The organism is Prosthecobacter sp., from assembly GCF_044226605.1.
Classification (GTDB): domain Bacteria; phylum Verrucomicrobiota; class Verrucomicrobiia; order Verrucomicrobiales; family Verrucomicrobiaceae; genus Prosthecobacter.
This window is the reverse complement of record NZ_JBGAGS010000021.1, coordinates 90,560-108,916: the sequence shown is the minus strand read 5'-3', so window position 1 is coordinate 108,916 and position 18,357 is coordinate 90,560. Positions and strand designations below refer to the sequence as shown.

At 60.5% G+C, this 18,357-nt stretch carries 12 protein-coding genes; 3 read left to right on the top strand and 9 right to left on the bottom strand.

Annotation, left to right across the window (positions count from 1 at the left end; genetic code table 11):
- Positions 1–55: 55 nt before the first annotated feature.
- The 3 genes from ACILSO_RS25295 to ACILSO_RS25285 all read right to left on the bottom strand — a co-directional run bounded on the left by ACILSO_RS25295 (position 56) and on the right by ACILSO_RS25285 (position 3,001).
- The gene (locus ACILSO_RS25295) at positions 56–901 is read right to left on the bottom strand and encodes a ferredoxin family protein (RefSeq protein ID WP_395740263.1); all 846 of its coding nucleotides are present in this window, start codon (positions 899–901) and stop codon (positions 56–58) included.
- A 90-nt stretch (positions 902–991) separates the two neighbouring features.
- Positions 992–1,336: a hypothetical protein gene (locus ACILSO_RS25290; RefSeq protein WP_395740262.1), complete on the bottom strand. Its 345-nt coding sequence runs from the start codon at positions 1,334–1,336 to the stop codon at positions 992–994.
- Between the two features lie 309 nt (positions 1,337–1,645).
- Positions 1,646–3,001, bottom strand: a complete 1,356-nt coding sequence (locus tag ACILSO_RS25285; protein ID WP_395740261.1) for a sigma-54-dependent transcriptional regulator — start codon at positions 2,999–3,001, stop codon at positions 1,646–1,648.
- A 915-nt stretch (positions 3,002–3,916) separates the two neighbouring features.
- On the opposite strand from ACILSO_RS25285, the gene ACILSO_RS25280 reads away from it, so the two are divergent.
- Together ACILSO_RS25280 and ACILSO_RS25275 are read left to right on the top strand one after the other, a co-directional pair.
- A complete protein-coding gene (locus ACILSO_RS25280) occupies positions 3,917–4,570 on the top strand; it encodes a hypothetical protein (protein ID WP_395740260.1) in 654 nt (217 codons plus the stop codon).
- Positions 4,571–4,721: 151 nt separating this feature from the next.
- Positions 4,722–8,384 carry an ATP-binding cassette domain-containing protein gene (locus ACILSO_RS25275; RefSeq protein ID WP_395740259.1) on the top strand — a complete coding sequence of 1,221 codons (3,663 nt, stop codon included), beginning with the start codon at positions 4,722–4,724 and terminating at the stop codon, positions 8,382–8,384.
- A gap of 4 nt (positions 8,385–8,388) precedes the next feature.
- Here the strand turns inward: ACILSO_RS25275 and ACILSO_RS25270 are convergent, their stop codons facing one another.
- The 4 genes from ACILSO_RS25270 to ACILSO_RS25255 all read right to left on the bottom strand — a co-directional run bounded on the left by ACILSO_RS25270 (position 8,389) and on the right by ACILSO_RS25255 (position 11,759).
- Positions 8,389–9,054, bottom strand: coding sequence for a DUF6000 family protein (locus ACILSO_RS25270; protein WP_395740258.1), 666 nt, complete (start codon positions 9,052–9,054; stop codon positions 8,389–8,391).
- 4 nt (positions 9,055–9,058) lie between these two features.
- On the bottom strand, positions 9,059–9,415 hold the full coding sequence (locus ACILSO_RS25265) for a VOC family protein (protein WP_395740257.1): 357 nt from the start codon (positions 9,413–9,415) through the stop codon (positions 9,059–9,061).
- Between the two features lie 7 nt (positions 9,416–9,422).
- Complete coding sequence (locus ACILSO_RS25260) at positions 9,423–11,372, bottom strand: thioredoxin family protein (protein WP_395740256.1); 1,950 nt, start codon at positions 11,370–11,372, stop codon at positions 9,423–9,425.
- Between the two features lie 99 nt (positions 11,373–11,471).
- Positions 11,472–11,759, bottom strand: a complete 288-nt coding sequence (locus tag ACILSO_RS25255; protein WP_395740255.1) for a CDGSH iron-sulfur domain-containing protein — start codon at positions 11,757–11,759, stop codon at positions 11,472–11,474.
- Between the two features lie 193 nt (positions 11,760–11,952).
- On the opposite strand from ACILSO_RS25255, the gene ACILSO_RS25250 reads away from it, so the two are divergent.
- Positions 11,953–16,563 carry a cadherin-like beta sandwich domain-containing protein gene (locus ACILSO_RS25250; protein WP_395740254.1) on the top strand — a complete coding sequence of 1,537 codons (4,611 nt, stop codon included), beginning with the start codon at positions 11,953–11,955 and terminating at the stop codon, positions 16,561–16,563.
- Here the strand turns inward: ACILSO_RS25250 and ACILSO_RS25245 are convergent, their stop codons facing one another.
- Together ACILSO_RS25245 and ACILSO_RS25240 are read right to left on the bottom strand one after the other, a co-directional pair.
- Entirely contained in the window at positions 16,564–17,589 is a 1,026-nt protein-coding gene (locus tag ACILSO_RS25245; protein ID WP_395740253.1) for a quinone-dependent dihydroorotate dehydrogenase, read from the bottom strand.
- The gene (locus ACILSO_RS25240) at positions 17,586–18,242 is read right to left on the bottom strand and encodes an SGNH/GDSL hydrolase family protein (protein ID WP_395740252.1); all 657 of its coding nucleotides are present in this window, start codon (positions 18,240–18,242) and stop codon (positions 17,586–17,588) included. Before ACILSO_RS25240 ends, ACILSO_RS25245 begins: the two co-directional genes overlap by 4 nt.
- Between the last annotated feature and the right edge of the window lie 115 nt (positions 18,243–18,357).

Genomic DNA, 18,357 nt, shown 5'->3' with positions numbered 1-18,357 from the left:
CCTCGAACACAGATTTGCATGTCGTGTTAAAGCAGAATCGAGCCTCAACCCTCTCCTACTGCGCCGCTAACGCCGCCGCAGCCTTCGCCTTGGCTATCTCCGCCTTCTTCAAGATCTCTTCGGTGCTCGGCAGGCTGGCGAGGACATCGGCGGGGATGAAGCCGTCGCCGACGAGTTTGGTGAGGCATTTTTTGCGCTCGTCGAGGGCTTTGTCGGGGCTGCGTTCTTTGCTGAAGCGGGATTTGGCGGCGGCGCTGCGGTCTTTGAGGGCGGAGTAGATGTCGCCGCCGAGGAGGGAGGAGATGTCCACTTTGATCTTCTCGCGTCCGGCTTCCTTTTCGTTGATCTCGTCGCCGTTGATGGGGCCGGCCTGATACTTGGGGAACATGATGGCGACTTCCGGGCAGACGCGGGAGCAGGCGGGGCAGTTGGTCTTGCAGTTGTCGTTGTTCTGCACCTGGATCTTGTTGTCCTCGCTGACGCCATAGACATCGAAGAGGCAGAAGCTGAGGCACTGCATGCAGTTGGTGCAGCGGGAGTAGTCGATGACGGGGAACCAGGGCTTCCATTTGCCGGGTTCGTTCATGGTTTTCTCGCCGCGAGATTTGTCCACGAGGGCGACGATGGCTTCGGGTTCGAGGCCGGTGATGTCGCGGGTGTCGATGGTGACTTTGCCGGTGGCGTCTTCGAGAGTTGGGGCTTGTCCTTCAAACGCGCCGAGCACAAGCAGGCTGCGCTCGTCATGCGGCATGGTGGTGGCGCTCTGGCCGCTGCGGGTGACGGTGTAGCCTTTGTCCAACAGGGCCATCATCACTTTGGCACGAGATTCCGCAGGAAGCTGGATGCTGCCGCTGCCTTCGTAGAGGACGACGCGGAGGGGGCGGTGGGTGTGGGTGATCATGGCGCTGCGCTAAAGTTTCAAGTTTAAGGTTGGAAGTTTAAAGTTGCCGGAGTTCTCGGTTCTCGGTTTGTGGCGGGCTGGGGCTGTGGGTCAAGCGGTGGGCAAGGTGGGCGCGCCCAGCAGCGCATCGGCGATTTCCTGGGCGGTCTGGGTGCGCATGTTGAGGATCTCGGTGTCGTCGGGGAGTGGGGATCCGGCTTGCTGGAAGAGGCCTTTGACGGCGCGGGGGTAGCAGGCGGCGATCTTGAGCTTGCCGCAGGATGCGATGGCCTGGAGTCGGGGATCGCGATGGGCGGCCATTTCGCAGAGGTCGGAGACGGTTTCAAAGCTGGTGTCCGACTCGCAAAGCTTTTGCAGGACTTCGTTTTTGACGCCGGAAGGCACGACTTGAGCGTAGGCGCAGCGGCAGTAGAGGATGGTGGCGGGGGGGCTCAAAAGCAGGGGAAATAGGTGGGCGTGAATGTGGGGGCAGGGAAGGGGCTGTGCAACCTTCGTAAACGATGGATGATGAGATGTCTGAACGGACTGAAACACTGCGGAGATTCGGAGAACGCGGAGTTTTTCGTGTTAATTGCGTCTCGGCGTTCTCCGGACCGCGGTGGTGGCGGGCCGTGTTTGAAAACCTCCCAGGTGGTTTGGGTTTGCGAAGCGGCCCCTTTTTCACAGGAACAGAGCTAGTTTGGAAAACACAAAGCCGGCCCGGAGGCCGGCTTCATGCCCTGACTGAATCTTTTTTGCTGGCCGCTATGAGGTGGTCTTGCGCTCCACATTCAGGCCCATTTTGCGGTAGAGGGTGGCGATGGAGACGCCGAGCATGCTGGCGGTTTTTTCGCGGGAACCGCTGTTGTATTTGAGGGTCTCCTGAATGAAGGCGCGTTCCTGGCCTTTGATGAAGTCGTCCAGCGTGGAGCCGATGGGGAGCTTGGTGATGCCCTCGGTCGTGGCCGGGGTGGGAATCTCGATCTGCTGGGTGACTTTGGCGGGGAGGTCGGAAGGGCGGACGCGGTCGTTTTCGGCGAAGGCGCAGGCGCGCTCGATGGCATTGCGCAGTTCGCTGACGTTGCCGGGCCAGGTGTATTTTTCCAAGAACTCGATGGCGCTGGTATCGATGGTCTTGGGCTTGGCGTCGGTGCGATCGGCGAGGTCTTTGAGGAAGTGCTCGACGAGGGGGCGGACATCGACGCGACGCTCACGCAGCGGCGGGATTTTGAGGGGCACGACGGAGAGCTTGTAGAAGAGGTCTTCGCGGAACTTGCCGGCCTTTACGGCGTCTTCGAGAGAGGTGGTGCTGGAGACGACGAGACGGAAATCGGACGCATTGGAGCTGTTTCCCCAGCCTTTCTTGGACTGGGCTTCGTCCAGGAAGGTATTGAGCTGGGCCTGGATGCGGGCCGGGAGCTGATTGACCTCCGCAAGGTGAATGGTACCGCCGGAGACGCGGTTGAAGATGGCGGTCTGGCCAAAGAGCTCGGTTTCGAGTGCGTCCTCGGGCATGGCGCTGCATTGAAGCTCTTTATAGGGGGAGCTGCTGCGGCGGCTGGCCTCGTGCAGTGCACGGGCGACCATGTGCTTGCCGACGCCGAATTCACCCTCCAGGAGGACGGGGCTGTCGTTGTTGGCGACGCGACGCACGATATCAAAAATGCGCTGGATGGCATCGCTGTGGCCGATGAGCTTGGAGGCGGAGGAGGAGCGCAGGGTGGCGCTGGGGATGCTGGTGGGAGTCGCGGCGGCGATGCCGTTGCGCTGCAGGGCCTGATTGACCGTTTTGATGAGGTCGCCGAGGTCGAAGGGCTTGGTAAGGTAGTCGAAGGCGCCGAGGCGCATGGCCTCCACGGCGGTCTCGACGCTGCCGTGGCCGGTGACCATGATGACGGCGGTGCTGGGGAACTGATCGCGGCACATGCTGACGAGGTCGAGGCCGTTCACATCGCCAATGCGAAGGTCCACGATGACGAGGTCGGGCTGGTTGGAACGAATGGCCGCGATGCCGTCGATGCCGGTGGTGCAGCCGAAAACCTGATGACCGGCCGCTTTGCAAAGCTTGGTCATGAGTTCCAGAATGGCGGCTTCGTCGTCTATGATTACTAGTTTAGCCATATTATTTTCTTAAAGTGAGAGGCATGGTTGATTGTTAATTAAGCTAAACGTTTCGCAGGAATGCGTCAATTTAAGATTCTCAAAAAAGAGAATGTGGTTAAATGGGCCTTCCGAAACGTGGAAAATTCGCCTTTTGGAAGAGTCTTGGAGGGCATCGGCAAATGAGCCGTGATTAACAAAGAAACTCTTGGGCGTTACGGGTGTTCGACCGTCTGCAGCCAACCTAAAACGTATTCTCTATGAAATTCAAAACCAACCGAATTACCTGGCTCTGCGGTGCGCTTGCCCTCGGCATGGCTCCTTTGCAGGCACAGGACGCCAAGCCCGCCGACCAGCCCCCGCCGCCACCTGTGGCAGAACCCCGCAAGGAGCTTCCACCTGCACCGCCAGCAGCGTCTCAGGCTCAGCCTCGCCCGGAGAGTCGCCGTGGGGAGAATGCTCCGCGGCCCGAGGCTCCGGGGCCTCGCAGTCCTCAGCCCGGACCGGTGAATCCGGCACCCAGTGGACGCGGCGGGCCGGTGAACCCGCCCGACGGTGGCAATCGCGGTCCGGAGCAGGGCCCGGGAGCGGGTCGTGATGGCTTTCGCCGCCCCCCCATGGAAGGGCAGCAGGGCGGAGAGCAACAGCGTGGTAATCCACCGCGCGGTGATCAACAACACGCCGTACCTCAATCGCGGTCCAACCCAGGAGCGATGAATCATCCTGCGCCCCAGGGCGATCATGGACCCAGGAATGCACCTGGACAGAATCATCGAAATCATGAGCAAGGAAATGGTCAGGAGCACTTCCGTCAGCCACCAGGTCCGCGTGGTCCGCAAGCGTTTGGTGGCGGGCATCCACGTCCCGAGGCGCGCGGTCCGCAGTCCTTTGCCCAGCGCGGAACCTTTGGCGCGCCGGGGAGTGGCCATGGCTTTCATGGCCCCGCGCCGCAGGGTGGTCCACAGCATGGGCGCATGCATCGCGGACAGGGGATGCCGCAGGGCCGGATGGGGCGTGGCGAAGGTCAGCGATTTGGCAGCAGGCAGCCGCAGCACTTTGGCCAACATCGCGGACCTGATCCGCAGCATGGGGACATGCAGGGGGGGCATCGTGGCCCGGGACCGCAACATTTTGGCCAGCATCGGGGTCCAGGTCCGGAGGCGTTCGGCCGCCAGCGTGGCGGTGAGCATCGGGGACCAAGGCCGCAAGAGTTTGCTCGTCCGCGCATGGGAGGCGGATTCGGTGGCGATCGCGGGTTTCAGCAGCATCGCGGCCCCGGGCCACAGCCTGGAGCCATGCGCGATGGAGATCACGGCGGCGGTCCGCAGCCTTTCGGCCAGCAGCCGGGTGGTGGTGGTGTACACCGGGGCCCCGGACCTCAACCGCAGGACCGGCAGCACATGCACCCGCCACAGCCAGGCATGCACGGCGGAGATCACGGACGTGGGCCATCTCCACGCGATGGCGGGCCTCATCAGGCACCTCCAGGACCGCGTGGTGAACGTGCTCCACAGGGGCCTCCGCCCGCACAGCTGCAGCAAAGGAGAGGCGGAGAGCCGCGAGACCGCAGCGTGTGAGGTCTTAGGATAAGTGCGCTTTCATGGCGGCCTGGGCAACCGGGCCGCCTTTTTTGTGCGTGATGAAGAGGCATTCGCGTCTCGTGTGTTGTGTTTGTGCAAACGAACTCCATAGTCGCCACCGCCGGGCAGGACCTCAGACGGCCTGCCAAGACACCTACCGCATGAGCCTGGTCAAAAAACTCGTCAAAAAGTTCACCACGAAAGCGCAGAACGCTGCGAACGGAGAGCATGACCCGGCAAGCCTGCCCTGGTGGTCGCCAGACCGTTGGGCGCATCTTTGGAACGGCCAGCCGCAGGTGTCTGCTGCTGCGGCAGCCACGGCAAACACGATGCTGCCGGTGCTGATCGAGGTCTTCGCTGCATTCAGCAAGCTGGACGGCAACATCGAAGAGGAGGAAGTGGAGTCCAGCCTGGGCTACCTGCGCTACGACTACCCGGAGGCGATCTACGCCGACATGCGCCGCCTCTATTTCGAGGCACTGCAGGAGCCGCAGGACCTGACGCAGCGAGCGAAAGAACTCAGCCACAAGCTGACGCAGGAGCAGAAGATCCTGCTGGGCGTGCAGTTGTACCTGCTGATCTCGCGTGCGCAGCAGAATCAGCGGCAGATGGTGGAGTTCTACCTCTTCATGACGAACCTCGGCATCGCCGCCCAGGCCATCGACATCGTCTATCAGTTGAATGCGGGAGACAAGCCGCCGGAGGAGGGCTTTTCCACCAAGGGCGGGCAGCCGCTGGACACGCTGCGCATTGGAGCCACGAAAAATTGTGATGTGCTGCTGCGCTCGCTTTCGGATGACTGCTCGGTGGTGGCGTTCCGGTTTCAGAATCTGGTGCTGCTTAAAAACACGGGGAGCATTTCCATCCTGGTGCGCAGCCGGCGGCAGCCGCCGGGTGAGTTCTCGCGTCTGTATCCGGGCGAGCGTGTGGTGATGGAGGATGTGACGCTGGACTACAATGACCTGATCACTTACTTCAACTCCAAGAAGACGCTCTCAGGCACGCAGATCTACCTCACGCTGACGGACAGCGGCAGCGCGGAAATCGCCCCGCAACGCACGCGCGGCACCAACCTGCGCCTGAGCTTTGGCCTGGGCGTGACGGTGGAGGCGCTGCGGACCACGAAGGCGACGCTGAATGGTGTCGTTCTGAGCAGCGGCACGGTGGTGGAGGCGAGCATCGAGGACAGCATCATCGCGCATGGGGAGGTGGAGATCGCCCTGCGGGATCTGCGCGTGCGTGCGCAGGAGTTTGGCGGCCAGTTCCGGCTGGAGGGCAGCCGCAACACCTACCTCGTCTCCAACAAGCCTGAGCTGCTGGATGAAGGGGACATCCTTCTTTCCGAGGATACGGACGGCGAAATCCTCCTGCGCATTGAATGCAATTACGCACAGAAAACCGGTGTGCTGGAAGTGCTGCGTTCGTCACGGCCGCTCTACATCGGATTAATCCCCGTGCGCGACCGGATCAACCTCAATGATGGCGACACCATAACGCTAGGGGAAGGGCAGTACCTGCGCTGCCACTTTGCCGATCGCATCATCGAAGAGGAGCGCAATACGGTGCGGCAGATCGAAGTGCGCGAACTCAGCCACCGCTTTGACGGGCGCGACACGGCGCAGGACGGCGTGAGCTTCCTGGCACGACGTGGTGAAATGATCTGTGTAATGGGACCAAGCGGCTGCGGCAAGAGCACGCTGCTGCGCATTCTCGGCGGTCAACTCAAGCCGAAGGGGGGCGAGGTGCTGATGAATGGCATGGCGCTGTATGAAAACCTGCCCAATCTCACGCCCTACATCGCCTACATCCCGCAGGAGGATGCCTTTGATCCTCTGCTGAAGGTGCAGGAGAACCTTGATTTTTCCGTAGCAGTGCGCTGCCCGCATTTGAAGACAGAGGAGCGGCGCAAACGTGTGGACGCAAAGCTGGCGGAACTTGGTCTGGCCGATCTGCGGGACCGCCTGGCCGGCACGCCGCAGCAGAAGTTTCTCAGCGGTGGTGAACGCAAACGCCTCAATGCCGGCCTCGACATGATCGGGATTTCCGACGTGTATTTGTTCGACGAGCCGACTTCAGGCCTGTCTTCCAAGGACAGCGAACATGTGCTGGAGATCATCCGCAGTCTGGCGCGCAACAAGATTGTGATCACCTCGATCCATCAGCCGAGCTCGCGCCTGCTGCAGATGTTCGACAAGGCGCTGCTGCTGGATAAAGGCGGCAAGCTGGCCTACTACGGCACGCCGCAGGGCATGCTGGAGTATTTCTGGCGCGTGTACCATACCGAAACCGGACAGGCCGGCGATGCTGATGCGCAGCCGCCGGACAAACTGACGCCGGACTTTGTCTTTGATGTGCTGGAGACGCCGCTGCGTGACATCAGCGGAGACATCATTCATGAACGCAGCGCGGACGGGCACCTCGTGGCAGCGCGGCGCTTTCCACCCAATTTCTGGCGGGACTCCTACCAGCGCCATCTCATCATGGAGAGCATGGCGAAGCAGAAGACTGCCCCGGGCAGCACGAGTCTCATAGCCCGGCCGAAGCGTGATGAGAGCCAGAGCGCCAGCCGCATGCGCAACACGCCCAAGCCGCCGAAGCATACCTTCCGCGAGGAGAGCATTCTTTTCTTTACCCTGCTGAAGCGCGCGTTTCTGAGCAAACTGCGAAATCGCACCAACCTGCTGACGACACTTCTGGAAGCGCCGCTGCTGGCCTGGCTGATCTCCAGTGTGCTGAAGTACTCGGAGGAGAAGCACTACACGTTTGCCACGGCCTTCCACATTCCGACGTATCTCTTCATGAGCCTCGTGGTGGCGATGTTTCTGGGGCTGACGAACAGCGCGGATGAGATCATCCGCGACCGCCACACGCTGAGCCGGGAGCGCAATCACAACCTGCGAACGTTTTACTACCTGAGCGGCAAGATCATCTCGCTCTCGACATTCGCGATGGTGCAATGCGTGATTTATCTGCTCATTGGCAACTGGATCCTGGAGATACGGGACATGTTTCTCATTCACCTGTGGTGGATGTTTCTCACCTCGCTCACGGGTGTGTGTCTGGGGCTGTTCATTTCCAGCATCGTCAGTGACAACCGCACGGCGGTGAACGCCATTCCGCTGCTGCTCATCCCGCAGATCATTCTCGGCGGGGCGCTGATCAAATACGAGGAGATGAACAAGAACCTGGATCTCGTGTACTCCGTTGGCAAGTGGCTAAAAAAATCGGGCAATGACGAGGAAAACGCCAGCAAGCTGAAGGTGCCCTTCATCTGCCAGTTCATGCCGCTGAGGTGGTCCTACGAGGGCATGGTCATCTCGCAGTCCAAGCTCAACCCGCTGACGCGCAACCAGGACTTTCTGGACGAACGCATCCAGTCACTGCTGCCACCTTCCGGTGCTGACATGAGCGACCGGCAGCGCCATGAACTGGAGCTTACCAAGCAGTCGCTGGCGGTGGTGTCAGGCCTCTATGCCGAGAACCCGCGGGAAATTTCCAAGCGACTTGGCTCCATTCGCGATGCAGTTCTGAGCGGCCGCATCGAGCCACCCATGCTCGACAGCATGCTGCAGCAAAACGACGGCGTGAGCGCCGAAGAAATCTACGTGAACCGCAAGGTGCTGGACCTGGTGACCAAGGCGGAGATGGAGCGCGAGGACTACCGCCGCAAAGCCAGTCCCAACGTTTTCTTCGGCACGCGGAAGACTTACATGGGCACGAAGTACAACACGCTTTGGATCAACAGCATCGTCATTCTTTTCTCGCTGGCTCTCATCATTACCGCGGTGGAGATCAGTTTGAGGAGGCAGCTGACGAAGGTGTAGGGATTCAAGCAATAGAGGGTGCGCTCATTACGCTGTTTCTGATGATCAGGATATTCGCCGCCTCTTGGGCGAACCGCTCAAGAGTGCCGTAAAGATTGAAATTGGGGTTGTTGCCGATGAAGGACTTCCACAACGGGAGGTACCGCTCGAAATAGGAAGTGCCGTTCTGGGCGTCCATGTAGTGGAGCGCGGCCATCGCGTATGATTGATCAAAGCCAAGGTCTTTTCTGGTAAGATAATGATCCAGATACTTTCTCACGAAATCAAGCGAACGGGGTGTATTGAAAACTGCCAGTGCAAGTGTGTATCCCTGACCTGAATAGCAGACGTCAGACCGAAGGAATAATCGTCCGATGTGTCCTTCCAGTTCCTGGAACCGCTCGATCGCAGCGAAATACGCTGCGGCAATGCGAGGACGCCAGTTGGACGAGATCAAGAGAGACCGGCATAATTCGACGCTTATTTCGGCGCGAATTGGCAAATAATTCGTGATGAACACCTCTGGTTCACGGATCTTCCACATGTAGAAGGGTAGGACCCACTTGCTGATGATCGCTTCATCCAATGGCTCCGTGGTCGAGGGCACTCCGAGGTCAGAATAGATGCCTGCATGTGGGGCCGCCGCTCCCGCCGAATGCAGCTCTATTTGGCGTTGGAGTTCGGCGTCCATTTGATCAAGCCTCCACGAGTTCGATGCGATGCCCGTCGGGGTCGGTCACGACTGCGCGAAGCCCCCACGGCGATCCCTGCGGAGGGGATATGATGACCGCGTCAGGGACCTTGCCGAGAGCTGTGATCACAGCATCGAGAGAAGACAAGCGAAAGCCGATGCGGGTGGCGCGCGTCGAAGCTCCGTCCGGAGCCTGGGGGTAAAGTTCGAAGACACAGCCGTCAAACTCAGCAGCCAGATGCTCAGGCCCGGTGCCGTGCTGATGCCGTATGAACCGCAGGCCCAGGCATTCATAGAATATCGATGCGCGTTCAAGATCGGCGGTGCGGAGAACGACGAGGTTGAAGGCGATCTGATTCATTTGAAGGCTATTTCTCCAGCTTCTTCAGCGCCGCAGTCACATTGCTCACGGTGAGGAGTTCATCGAGGATGAAGGGCTCCTCAACACCAGGAATATAAAGCACGTTCACCGGCACGGCGCGTTTGCCAAGGGCCTCGAGGGCGAGACGGATGGTTTCGTTTTCGTCGGACCAGTCGGCCTTGAGGGTGGCGACTTTGTGTTGTTTGAAAAGAGCACGAAGGCCGGCGTCGGAATACACGCGTTTGTTGACCTGGCAGGTGAAGCACCAGGAGGCGGTGAAGTCGATGTAAACAGGCTGTTTTGAGGCACGCAGCGCGGCGACTTTTTCGGGCGACCAGGTTTCCCAGTGCAGCGCATCGGAATCCTTTGCTGGCGCGGCATCTTCAGCATGCACGCGTTTGGCCGACACATTTGGCCAGCCTGCCCAAAGGCCGCCCGCCAGGGCGAGGAGGGTGAGCAGCCGGGCGACATTTTGCGTGCGGGCTGGCTTGTGCGGCAGCGCCCAGCGGCCGTAGATCCAGCAGCCCAGTGCGATGATCGAAAGGCTCAAAAAGGAGAACATCAGCGGCAGGCCTTCGATCTGCGTGGTCAGCACGTAGAGCATGAAGCCCACGGTGCCAAACAGGAGAAAGGACATGCCCTGCTTGAAACTCTCCATCCAGGCGCCGGGCCTTGGCAGTGCGGAAAGGAGAACGGGAAAGACGGAGAGCAGCAGGAACGGACTCGCGAGTCCCAGGCCGATGAGCGTGAAGATCAGCATGGACTGCGAAGCGGGAAGCGCCAGCGTGGCGCCCAGCGCGGTGCCGAGAAACGGCGCGGAGCAGGGGGTGGCGACCGCTGTGGCCAGAAGGCCGGAGAAGAACGAGCCGCCAAGTCCGCTCTTGGCCTGAAGCTCAGAACCCACGCCAATGACGGAGGTGCCGATCTCAAACAGGCCGGCCATGTTCAGCGCAAAGACGAGGAAGAAGGCGGCCAGGCAGAAATTGAAGGCGGGCAGCTGCAGCAGGTAGCCCCAGCCTTTGTGAAACACGATGGCGACCGCGCCCAGGGCCCAGAACGAAAGGAGGATGCCGATCGTGTACGTCAGGCCATGCAGCACCACCTTGCGGCGGTCAGAGCCGGCCTGCTGAACCACGCTGGTCACCTTGATGCCGAGCACTGGAAACACGCAGGGCATCACATTCAGGATCAAGCCGCCGATGAAGGCGTAGAGCGTCAGAAGAGGAAAGGGCAGGGTGGGGAGGGCGGCCTTTGCTGCGCCGGCGGATGCAGTTGCGGACGCAGGGGCGGGGGTGGCGGTCGCCGGTTTGGTTTCGACGGATGGTGGTGGGGTTACTGCGGGCTTTGTCTCTGCTGAGGGCGTTACCGCCGGAGGCGTGTCAGGATTTTTTTTTTCGGCTGCGGGCGCATTGCCAAAAGCTTCGGCAGTGGCGGCATTGGGCACCGGAGCCGCCGACACATCGATCGTCAGCGCCACTTCCTTGATAAAGGGCATGCAGCTTTGCGGATCGCACACCAGCGCATTTACCTTGACCTTCAGCTCCGCCTTGCTGCCCACGGCGGCGCTGGCAGGCGGAGTGATCTTCACCGGCAGATAAACCGTGCCATCATAGCCCTCGCTGATCGCGCCGTCTGTGGAGGGCACCTTGTGAGTTGGAGGCCAGGACAGTTCCTCGCTCTGCCAGCCCTCCGGCAGCGTCCACGTCAGCTTTGTGGGTTTCCCGACGACGCCTGCAGGCAGCACTTTGCCGTAGGTGTGGCAATCTTTGGCGTGCACGAGTTTGACGGCGGCTTGAAATGGCTGGCCGGGGGCGGCGGCTGTCACTGCGGCCACGAGTTCTGCGGTCACCCGTTCCTGCTTCGTTGCGGTAGGATCCCCAAAGCCAAAGTTTTGCGCGTGGGCGGACAAGGCTGCGAGCAGCAGTGCGGCGAGAGACAGAAAACAGCTTCGGTTCATGGATGGTTTGAAGGGAGGGATTGGCAGGTAAGAGAACGCGCCGGGCGGGTTATTCCCATCACGGCGCGTCATGCGGAGATCGAATATCGGGACTACGGTTCAGAGCGTCTTGTGGCTGCCATCGCAGAAAGGCGGGTTTTTGGTGTGCTTGCAGTTGCACAGCCAGACCTTTTTCGCTTCGGGGAGGGTGAACTTCTTCGGACCAAAACCGGTGCCTTTGTGGCTGCCATCGCAGTTCGGCTGATGCCCGCTCAAACCACACGCACACCACCAATGATCTCCGGCAGGAAGTTCAACGGCGACGGGTTGTTTATCGTGGATTTTGGGAAGTGGTGTTTCCATGGCGACCATCTTGGCAGAAGCACAACCAAGGTCAAGGCGGGGCATTTTTGGGATAAGCCGCTTCTTTAAAGAAGACAGGGAATTGCCTTGCTCAAATCCAGTTTACATCACCCGTTTTACGAAGGTAAATTCAACGAATGATAACGCAAAAGAGTTATCGGTTGGAGGAATTGATATAAGAGATTTTCACATGCATTTCGCGTCCTCTTTTCGTTCGCTCTGTCTGGCAATCGCCAGCTTGGCAGCATTCTTATCTGCGCCTGCTGAAGCCTCCGTGATCAATGCGACCTGGAACTCCGCATCGGACGTGCCCGTGACCTCAGACAGCTTCACTGCGGGGGGAAACACGGTGAATTTTACTCTGAATTTCGCGCCACCCACCGGAATCAATTTGAGCGTGGTCAATGTTACGGGGCTTTCCTTCATCACTGGCACCTTTGACAATCTGGCGCAGGGGCAGGCGGTGGCATTGAGCTATGGCGGCGTGACTTACAACTATGTGGCCCACTACTACGGCGGCAGCGGGAATGACCTCGTGCTGGTGTGGGCGGGCAACCGGCTGTTTGCGTGGGGCGACAATGGAAACAGTCAGCTGGGGGACAGCACTCTGACGAGTCGATCCGTTCCGGTGCCGGTGAAAGTCACAGCCGCGCTGGCTGGGAAGACGATCGTTGCGGTGGCAACGGGGGGATCTCATGTGCTGGCGCTGTGCTCGGACGGCACTTTGGCCGCTTGGGGAAACAATTCGGGTGGTCAGCTGGGGGACGGCACCAACACCGACCGCTCCTCGCCCGTGACCGTCAATGCCGGAGCGGGCTCAGCCTTGTTCGGCAAGACGGTGGCGGCTATTGCCGCAGGAAACTCACACAGCATGGCTTTGTGCTCAGATGGAACCGTAGTAACCTGGGGGGAGGGCTTTGATGGTCAGCTAGGTTTAGGCACGACGACCTGGAGCAATACGCCGGTGGCTGTGGATACCAGCGCGGGTTCCGTGCTGGCGGGCAGGACGGTGGTGGGAATCGGCGCAGGGTCCTATCACAGTCTGGCAGTCTGCGCAGACGGCCTCGTGGCGGCCTGGGGAGACAACGAAGACGGCCAGTTGGGAGACAACACGACCACATCGCGCAACCTGCCTGTTGCTGTCAATGCAGTCAGCGGGGTCTCGGCGTTGTATGGCAAAACTGTCGTGGCTCTTACTGGCGGCTGGCTGCACAGTGTGGCGTTCTGCTCTGACGGCACAGTGGCCGGCTGGGGACTGAATCAGGACGGGGAACTCGGTGCCAGCACTGCGTATCAGGTCAGCGTACCCGTGGCCGCAAACACTACCAGCGGGACCTCCGCACTATATGGCAAAACGGTGGTGGCCCTCACCGCCAGCGAGGAGCACTGCATGGCGCTGTGTTCGGACGGCAACTTGGTTGCCTGGGGAGACAATAGCAACGGGCAGCTCGGGAACAACTCCACCAGTATCAACTCGACAGCTGCAGCTGTGGCAGTGAATACGGCCAGCGGCGTTTCCGCCCTGTATGGCAAGACTGCCGCGGCGATTGCCGTAGGCCAAAGCCACAGCATGGCCCTTTGCACCGATGGCACTTTGACCGCCTGGGGTTACAATGGTGACGGCCAGTTGGGAGATGGCACCACAACACAGCGCAAGGCGGCTGTGCTCGTCAGCTCCGCCAATCTTCTGCCACAGGAGCGCTGGTGCATGCTCCCGTGCAGCAGCGGTCCATGCTCCTTCTCCGTGGCTGTGGCTGCATCGCCTCCCGTCCCTGTGGCGCTGACTCAGGGGGCCTCGTCTGTGGGAGGCACGAGCGCCACGCTGAACGGCACGGTGGTGGCTGCCTACGACAGCTTGGCGGTGAGTTTTGAGTATGGCACCACCACGTCCTACGGCTCTCAGGCGGCAGGAACGCCCACACCCGTCACCGGTGGTACCGCTACACCAGTCAGCGCGGCTATCTCGGGGCTCACTCCGGGAACGCTCTACCACTACCGTGTCAATGGCACCACTGCGGCGGGCACCGTGAATGGCAGTGATCTTACGTTCACCGCGCTGAACAACAATGCCACCCTCTCCGACCTCGGCGTCAGCGGAGGAACACTCAGCCCCACCTTTGATCCCGGCATCACAAGCTACACGGTCAGTTTGCCTTATGTGACGACTTCCGTCACCCTCACGCCGACCCTGGCTGATTTGAATGCCGCTGTGAAAATGAACGGCCTGACAGTCGCTTCAGGCGTGGCCGGCCCGGCCTTTCCCCTCAATGAAGGCAGCAATACCGCCACCTTCGTCGTCACTGCGGCTGACGGCGTCACCACTCAAACGTACACCCTTGCGCTGGTGCGCACGCCGGGGCCCAGTCTCTCGGGACTCGCGCTGGACAGTGGTTCGCTGATGCCCGCGTTTAATGGAAACACCACCCGCTATGCCGTGAATGTTTCCACCGACACGGCCTCCATCACGCTTACACCTGCGCTGGCGGACGCCGGGAGTACGATGACAGTGAACGGGGTGTCCGTAAGCTCCGGCAGTGCGGCACCTCCTGTGAGCCTGGTGTATGGAAACAACGCCATTGCCGTCGTCGTCACCTCCCAGGACGGCAGCACCAGCAAGACCTACGGACTCAACGTCATTCGTGCCCTGCCGGCGGTTTTCTCAGCGACTCTTACGGCGCCCGATTCTGCGCCGCTGAGCCTCAGCGGACTCAACGCCACCGGCACCACGCTGAACCTCACGCTCGGCGTCATTCCACCGGCAGGAAGCTGCTTCACCGTAGTGAACAACACCTCCATGGGCTCCCCCCTTGGTACGTTTGACAATCTGGCGCAGGGGCAGCTGGTGGAGCTCAGCTATAATGGCACTACCTATCATTTCATGGCCAACTACTATGGCGGCACTGGCAATGACTTCGTGCTGCAGTGGGCGGACACGCAGGGCCTCGCATGGGGGAACGGCAACAGCGGCCAGCTCGGAGGTGGCTATTACGGTGCCACAGGGCCCCAGATGATCACGACTTTGGGGGCGCTGGTTCCACAGCACGTCATCCGCTCACTGGCGGCAGGCGGTGGACACAGCCTGGCCCTGTGCTGGGACGGCACCCTTGCTGCCTGGGGAGACAACTATTTTGGGCAGTTGGGGAGCGCGTCGGGTTACCATTTTGCATCATCCACTCCTGTCAGCGTCTTCACCAGCGGTGTGAGCGCCCTGAATGGGAAAAACGTCGTGGCCATCTCCGCTGGAGATGCGCACAGCCTGGCGCTTTGCACCGATGGCACCATCGCCGCGTGGGGGAACAACGGCATCGGGCAGCTGGGAACCGAAATCTTTGGCTACAGCCCCTACGTGCCCATGCCGGTCAGCACCACGAGCGGCGTTTCAGCCCTGGCTGGCAAGTATGTCACAAGCATCTCCGCCGGCAGCAATCACAATCTGGCCCTCTGCTCAGACGGCACCGTGGTAGGCTGGGGAGCCAATGATAGCGGGCAGCTGGGAAATCTCAGCTTCAACAGTGCTTTTGTCCCTGTGGCGGTGAATGCAACTCAAGGAGCCTCGGCGCTCTATGGCAAAAGCGTGGTGGCCCTCGCTGCAGGCGGCAGCCACAGCCTGGCACTCTGCTCTGACGGTACCGTGGTGGCCTGGGGGAACAACAACTACGGGCAGCTGGGAGACAACACCGTCATCAACCGTCAGGTGCCGGTGGCGGTCAACACCGTCAGCGGCGTTTCGGCCCTGTTTGGCAGGACCGTGGTCGCCATAGCAGCAGGCGGCAACCATAGTCTTGCGCTTTGCTCTGACGGCACGGTTGTCGCCTGGGGACTCAATGCGCAGGGGCAGCTGGGGGACAACTCAGGCACTAGAACTCCAGGGGGCATCAATCGATCCGTACCCGTGCTCGTGAACGCCCAGAGCGGTTCAGCACTCAATGGAAAAACCGTCAGCCGCATCGCTGCAGGTGCCTACCACAGTGTGGCCCAGTGCACGGACCAGTTGCTCGCTGTATGGGGAGACGACACTTTTTTCCAGCTCGGCATTCAGATCACCGGCTCACCGCCCGGCCAGTTTTTGTACCAAAAACGTCCTCTCTCGCTACCGACTCCATATCCTGCTTTCGGACAGTTTTCCATGGGGCTGGTCTGCGGTGCCGGCAGTACGCACACCTTGCAGCTCGTGGGCGTGCCCCAGCCGCATGTTATGACCGGGCCTGCTGCTGCGGTAGGCAGCACTTCTGCGTCTTTAGGCGGGGCGGTCATTCTTTCCGGCGCCTCCGTCCCCACCTCTTTTGACTATGGTCCTACCACAGCCTATGGCAGCCAGGTTGGTGGGCCGGTGGTCACCAACTCCGGAATCGTGTTTTATGGGGCAATCAGCGGGCTGACGCCCTCCACCACGTATCACTATCGGGTGAATGCCAGTGGCTACCATGGTCAGGACCTCACCTTCACCACCCTGAGTGTGCTGGACGACTGGCGGCTGCAAAATTTTGGCACCTCCGCAAATACCGGCACCGCGGCCGACGGTGGAGATTTTGACAACGACGGCATCCCCAATCTCATCGAGTGGGCCTGCCGCCTGAATCCTACGACGCGCAGTGTGCTGCCTGCAACGGCTGCCACCAATGGCGCAAACTTTGAATACACCTACTCACGCAGCACCTCTGCCGTGACCGCAGGCACCACCTTCACAGTGGAGTGGAGCGACACACTGGCCGCTGGTAGCTGGAGCAGCAGCGGGGTGGTGCAGACGGTGCTGAGTGATGATGGCACCACTCAGCAGGTGAAGGCGGTCATTCCGATCAATGCGGCAAACGCGAAGTTTGTGCATCTTTCGGTGACGGCTCCGCCGTGATTATCGGACGGTCTCCAGCACTTCACGCACAAGGGCGGGGCCACGATAGACGAGACCGCTGTACACCTGCACGAGCGCAGCGCCTGCTTTCAGCTTTTCAGCGGCATCGGTGCCGTGGACGATGCCGCCTACACCGATGATCGGGATCTGCTCCTTGAGCAGCATGCGGAAGGCTTGCAGCACGAGGTTGGAGCGCTCCCGCACGGGCCTGCCGCTCAGGCCGCCGTTTTCATTGGCCAGGCGATGGCCGGTGATGGATTCACGATCGATCGTGGTGTTTGTGGCGATGACGCCGTCGATGTGCTGCTCATTGAAGACGCGGGCGAGCGCTTCGATCTGCATGTCATTGAGATCCGGAGCGATCTTCACCAGCAGTGGCACGGTTTTGCCGTGCTCTCTCTTCAGCGAAGCTTGCTCGTTTTTCAAAGCGGCGATCAGTTCGCGCACGGCGCCTTCGGCCTGGAGGTCGCGCAGGCCCTTGGTGTTGGGGGAGGAGATGTTGACGGCGATGTAGTCCGCCACGCGGTAGGCGGCCTTGAGGCAGATGAGGTAGTCCTTCACGGCGTCCTCATTCGGCGTGTCAAAATTCTTGCCGATGTTCACTCCGACGACGGCTTTGGTACGCCGTTTTTCGAGCTTCTTCACCGCGGACTGGATGCCGGGATTGTTGAAGCCCATGCGGTTGATCAATGCTTCATGCTCGGGCAGGCGGAAGAGGCGTGGCTTGGGGTTTCCGGGCTGTGGCCGAGGTGTGAGCGTGCCGACTTCCACGCTGCCAAAGCCGAGTGCGCCCCAGGCCTCGACGGCGCTGGCGGATTTGTCCATGCCTGCGGCGAGTCCAAGCACATTGGGGAAGGTGAGTCCCATCACGCTGCGTGGCTGCTGCGGCCCGCTGACCACGGACTTCAGCATGCCGAGACGATGTGCGATGATCATCATCTTGACCGTGAAGGTGTGCGCCTTTTCAGCGTCGAGCTTGAACAGCCACGGTTTGAGAACGGGATAAAAAGATTCGATCAAGGTCATGCGTCTGGCGGAAGAAGGGATTTCACGAGGGCTGCCACAGCTTTGCCGAGACGTCCATGGGCCGCTGCATCCAAATGAATGCCGTCGCTGCCGGGTTCGATCAATGTCTGGGTATTGAGGAAACCGCAGCCGAGTGCGCTGGCGAGTGCTTCATAATACTTCGGCAGCTTGCGGCTGTCCTTTTGGCCGTTGGGAAACTTGGCGGCCACATCGGGGAGGTGCAGTTGGTCGCCGACGGCTGGAGGGCAGAGCAGCAGGAGTTTGGGTGCTTTGTGGCCGATGCCTGAATCACTGCCCAGGATCATCTGCGCCAGGATCTTCACGCCAGCGGCGATTTCTCCGGGGGAAACGCCAAACACGGCCTTGAGGTCATTGGTGCCGAGCATGAGCACCACGAGATCGAGAGGCTTTTGAGATTCCAAGATGGCGGGCAGCACGGTTTTGCCATTGCGTGCGAGGGCAAAGGGATCGTCATGCACCGTGGTGCGGCCGTTCTGGCCTTCTTCGATCACACGGAAGCTGGTGCCGAGTTCGGCGGCCAGAATGCCGGTCCAGCGTACATTATGGGGGTGGCGTTCAGGGAAGGGGGCGGAAATGCTTTCGGGCATGAAGCCCCAGGTGTTTGAATCGCCAAAACAAAGGATGTTTTTCATCAGGCCGGGATGATTGGCGTGGCTGGAGGCCGGGGCAACTGGTCTCAACAAATGTGAATAACTCATCAAAATCCAGCTTGCGCGCCTTTTCGTCTGTGTTAGACATCCTGCCCCC

What these genes read in the sequence shown, in the direction of transcription:
- ACILSO_RS25240 (WP_395740252.1), bottom strand. Translation starts at nt 18,242, where the DNA reads ATGAAAAACATCCTTTGTTTTGGCGATTCAAACACCTGGGGCTTCATG.
- ACILSO_RS25265 (WP_395740257.1), bottom strand. Translation starts at nt 9,415, where the DNA reads ATGAATCAGATCGCCTTCAACCTCGTCGTTCTCCGCACCGCCGATCTT.
- ACILSO_RS25275 (WP_395740259.1), top strand. Translation starts at nt 4,722, where the DNA reads ATGAGCCTGGTCAAAAAACTCGTCAAAAAGTTCACCACGAAAGCGCAG.
- ACILSO_RS25295 (WP_395740263.1), bottom strand. Translation starts at nt 901, where the DNA reads ATGATCACCCACACCCACCGCCCCCTCCGCGTCGTCCTCTACGAAGGC.
- ACILSO_RS25285 (WP_395740261.1), bottom strand. Translation starts at nt 3,001, where the DNA reads ATGGCTAAACTAGTAATCATAGACGACGAAGCCGCCATTCTGGAACTC.
- ACILSO_RS25280 (WP_395740260.1), top strand. Translation starts at nt 3,917, where the DNA reads ATGGCCCCGCGCCGCAGGGTGGTCCACAGCATGGGCGCATGCATCGCG.
- ACILSO_RS25245 (WP_395740253.1), bottom strand. Translation starts at nt 17,589, where the DNA reads ATGACCTTGATCGAATCTTTTTATCCCGTTCTCAAACCGTGGCTGTTC.
- ACILSO_RS25270 (WP_395740258.1), bottom strand. Translation starts at nt 9,054, where the DNA reads ATGGACGCCGAACTCCAACGCCAAATAGAGCTGCATTCGGCGGGAGCG.
- ACILSO_RS25255 (WP_395740255.1), bottom strand. Translation starts at nt 11,759, where the DNA reads ATGCCCCGCCTTGACCTTGGTTGTGCTTCTGCCAAGATGGTCGCCATG.
- ACILSO_RS25260 (WP_395740256.1), bottom strand. Translation starts at nt 11,372, where the DNA reads ATGAACCGAAGCTGTTTTCTGTCTCTCGCCGCACTGCTGCTCGCAGCC.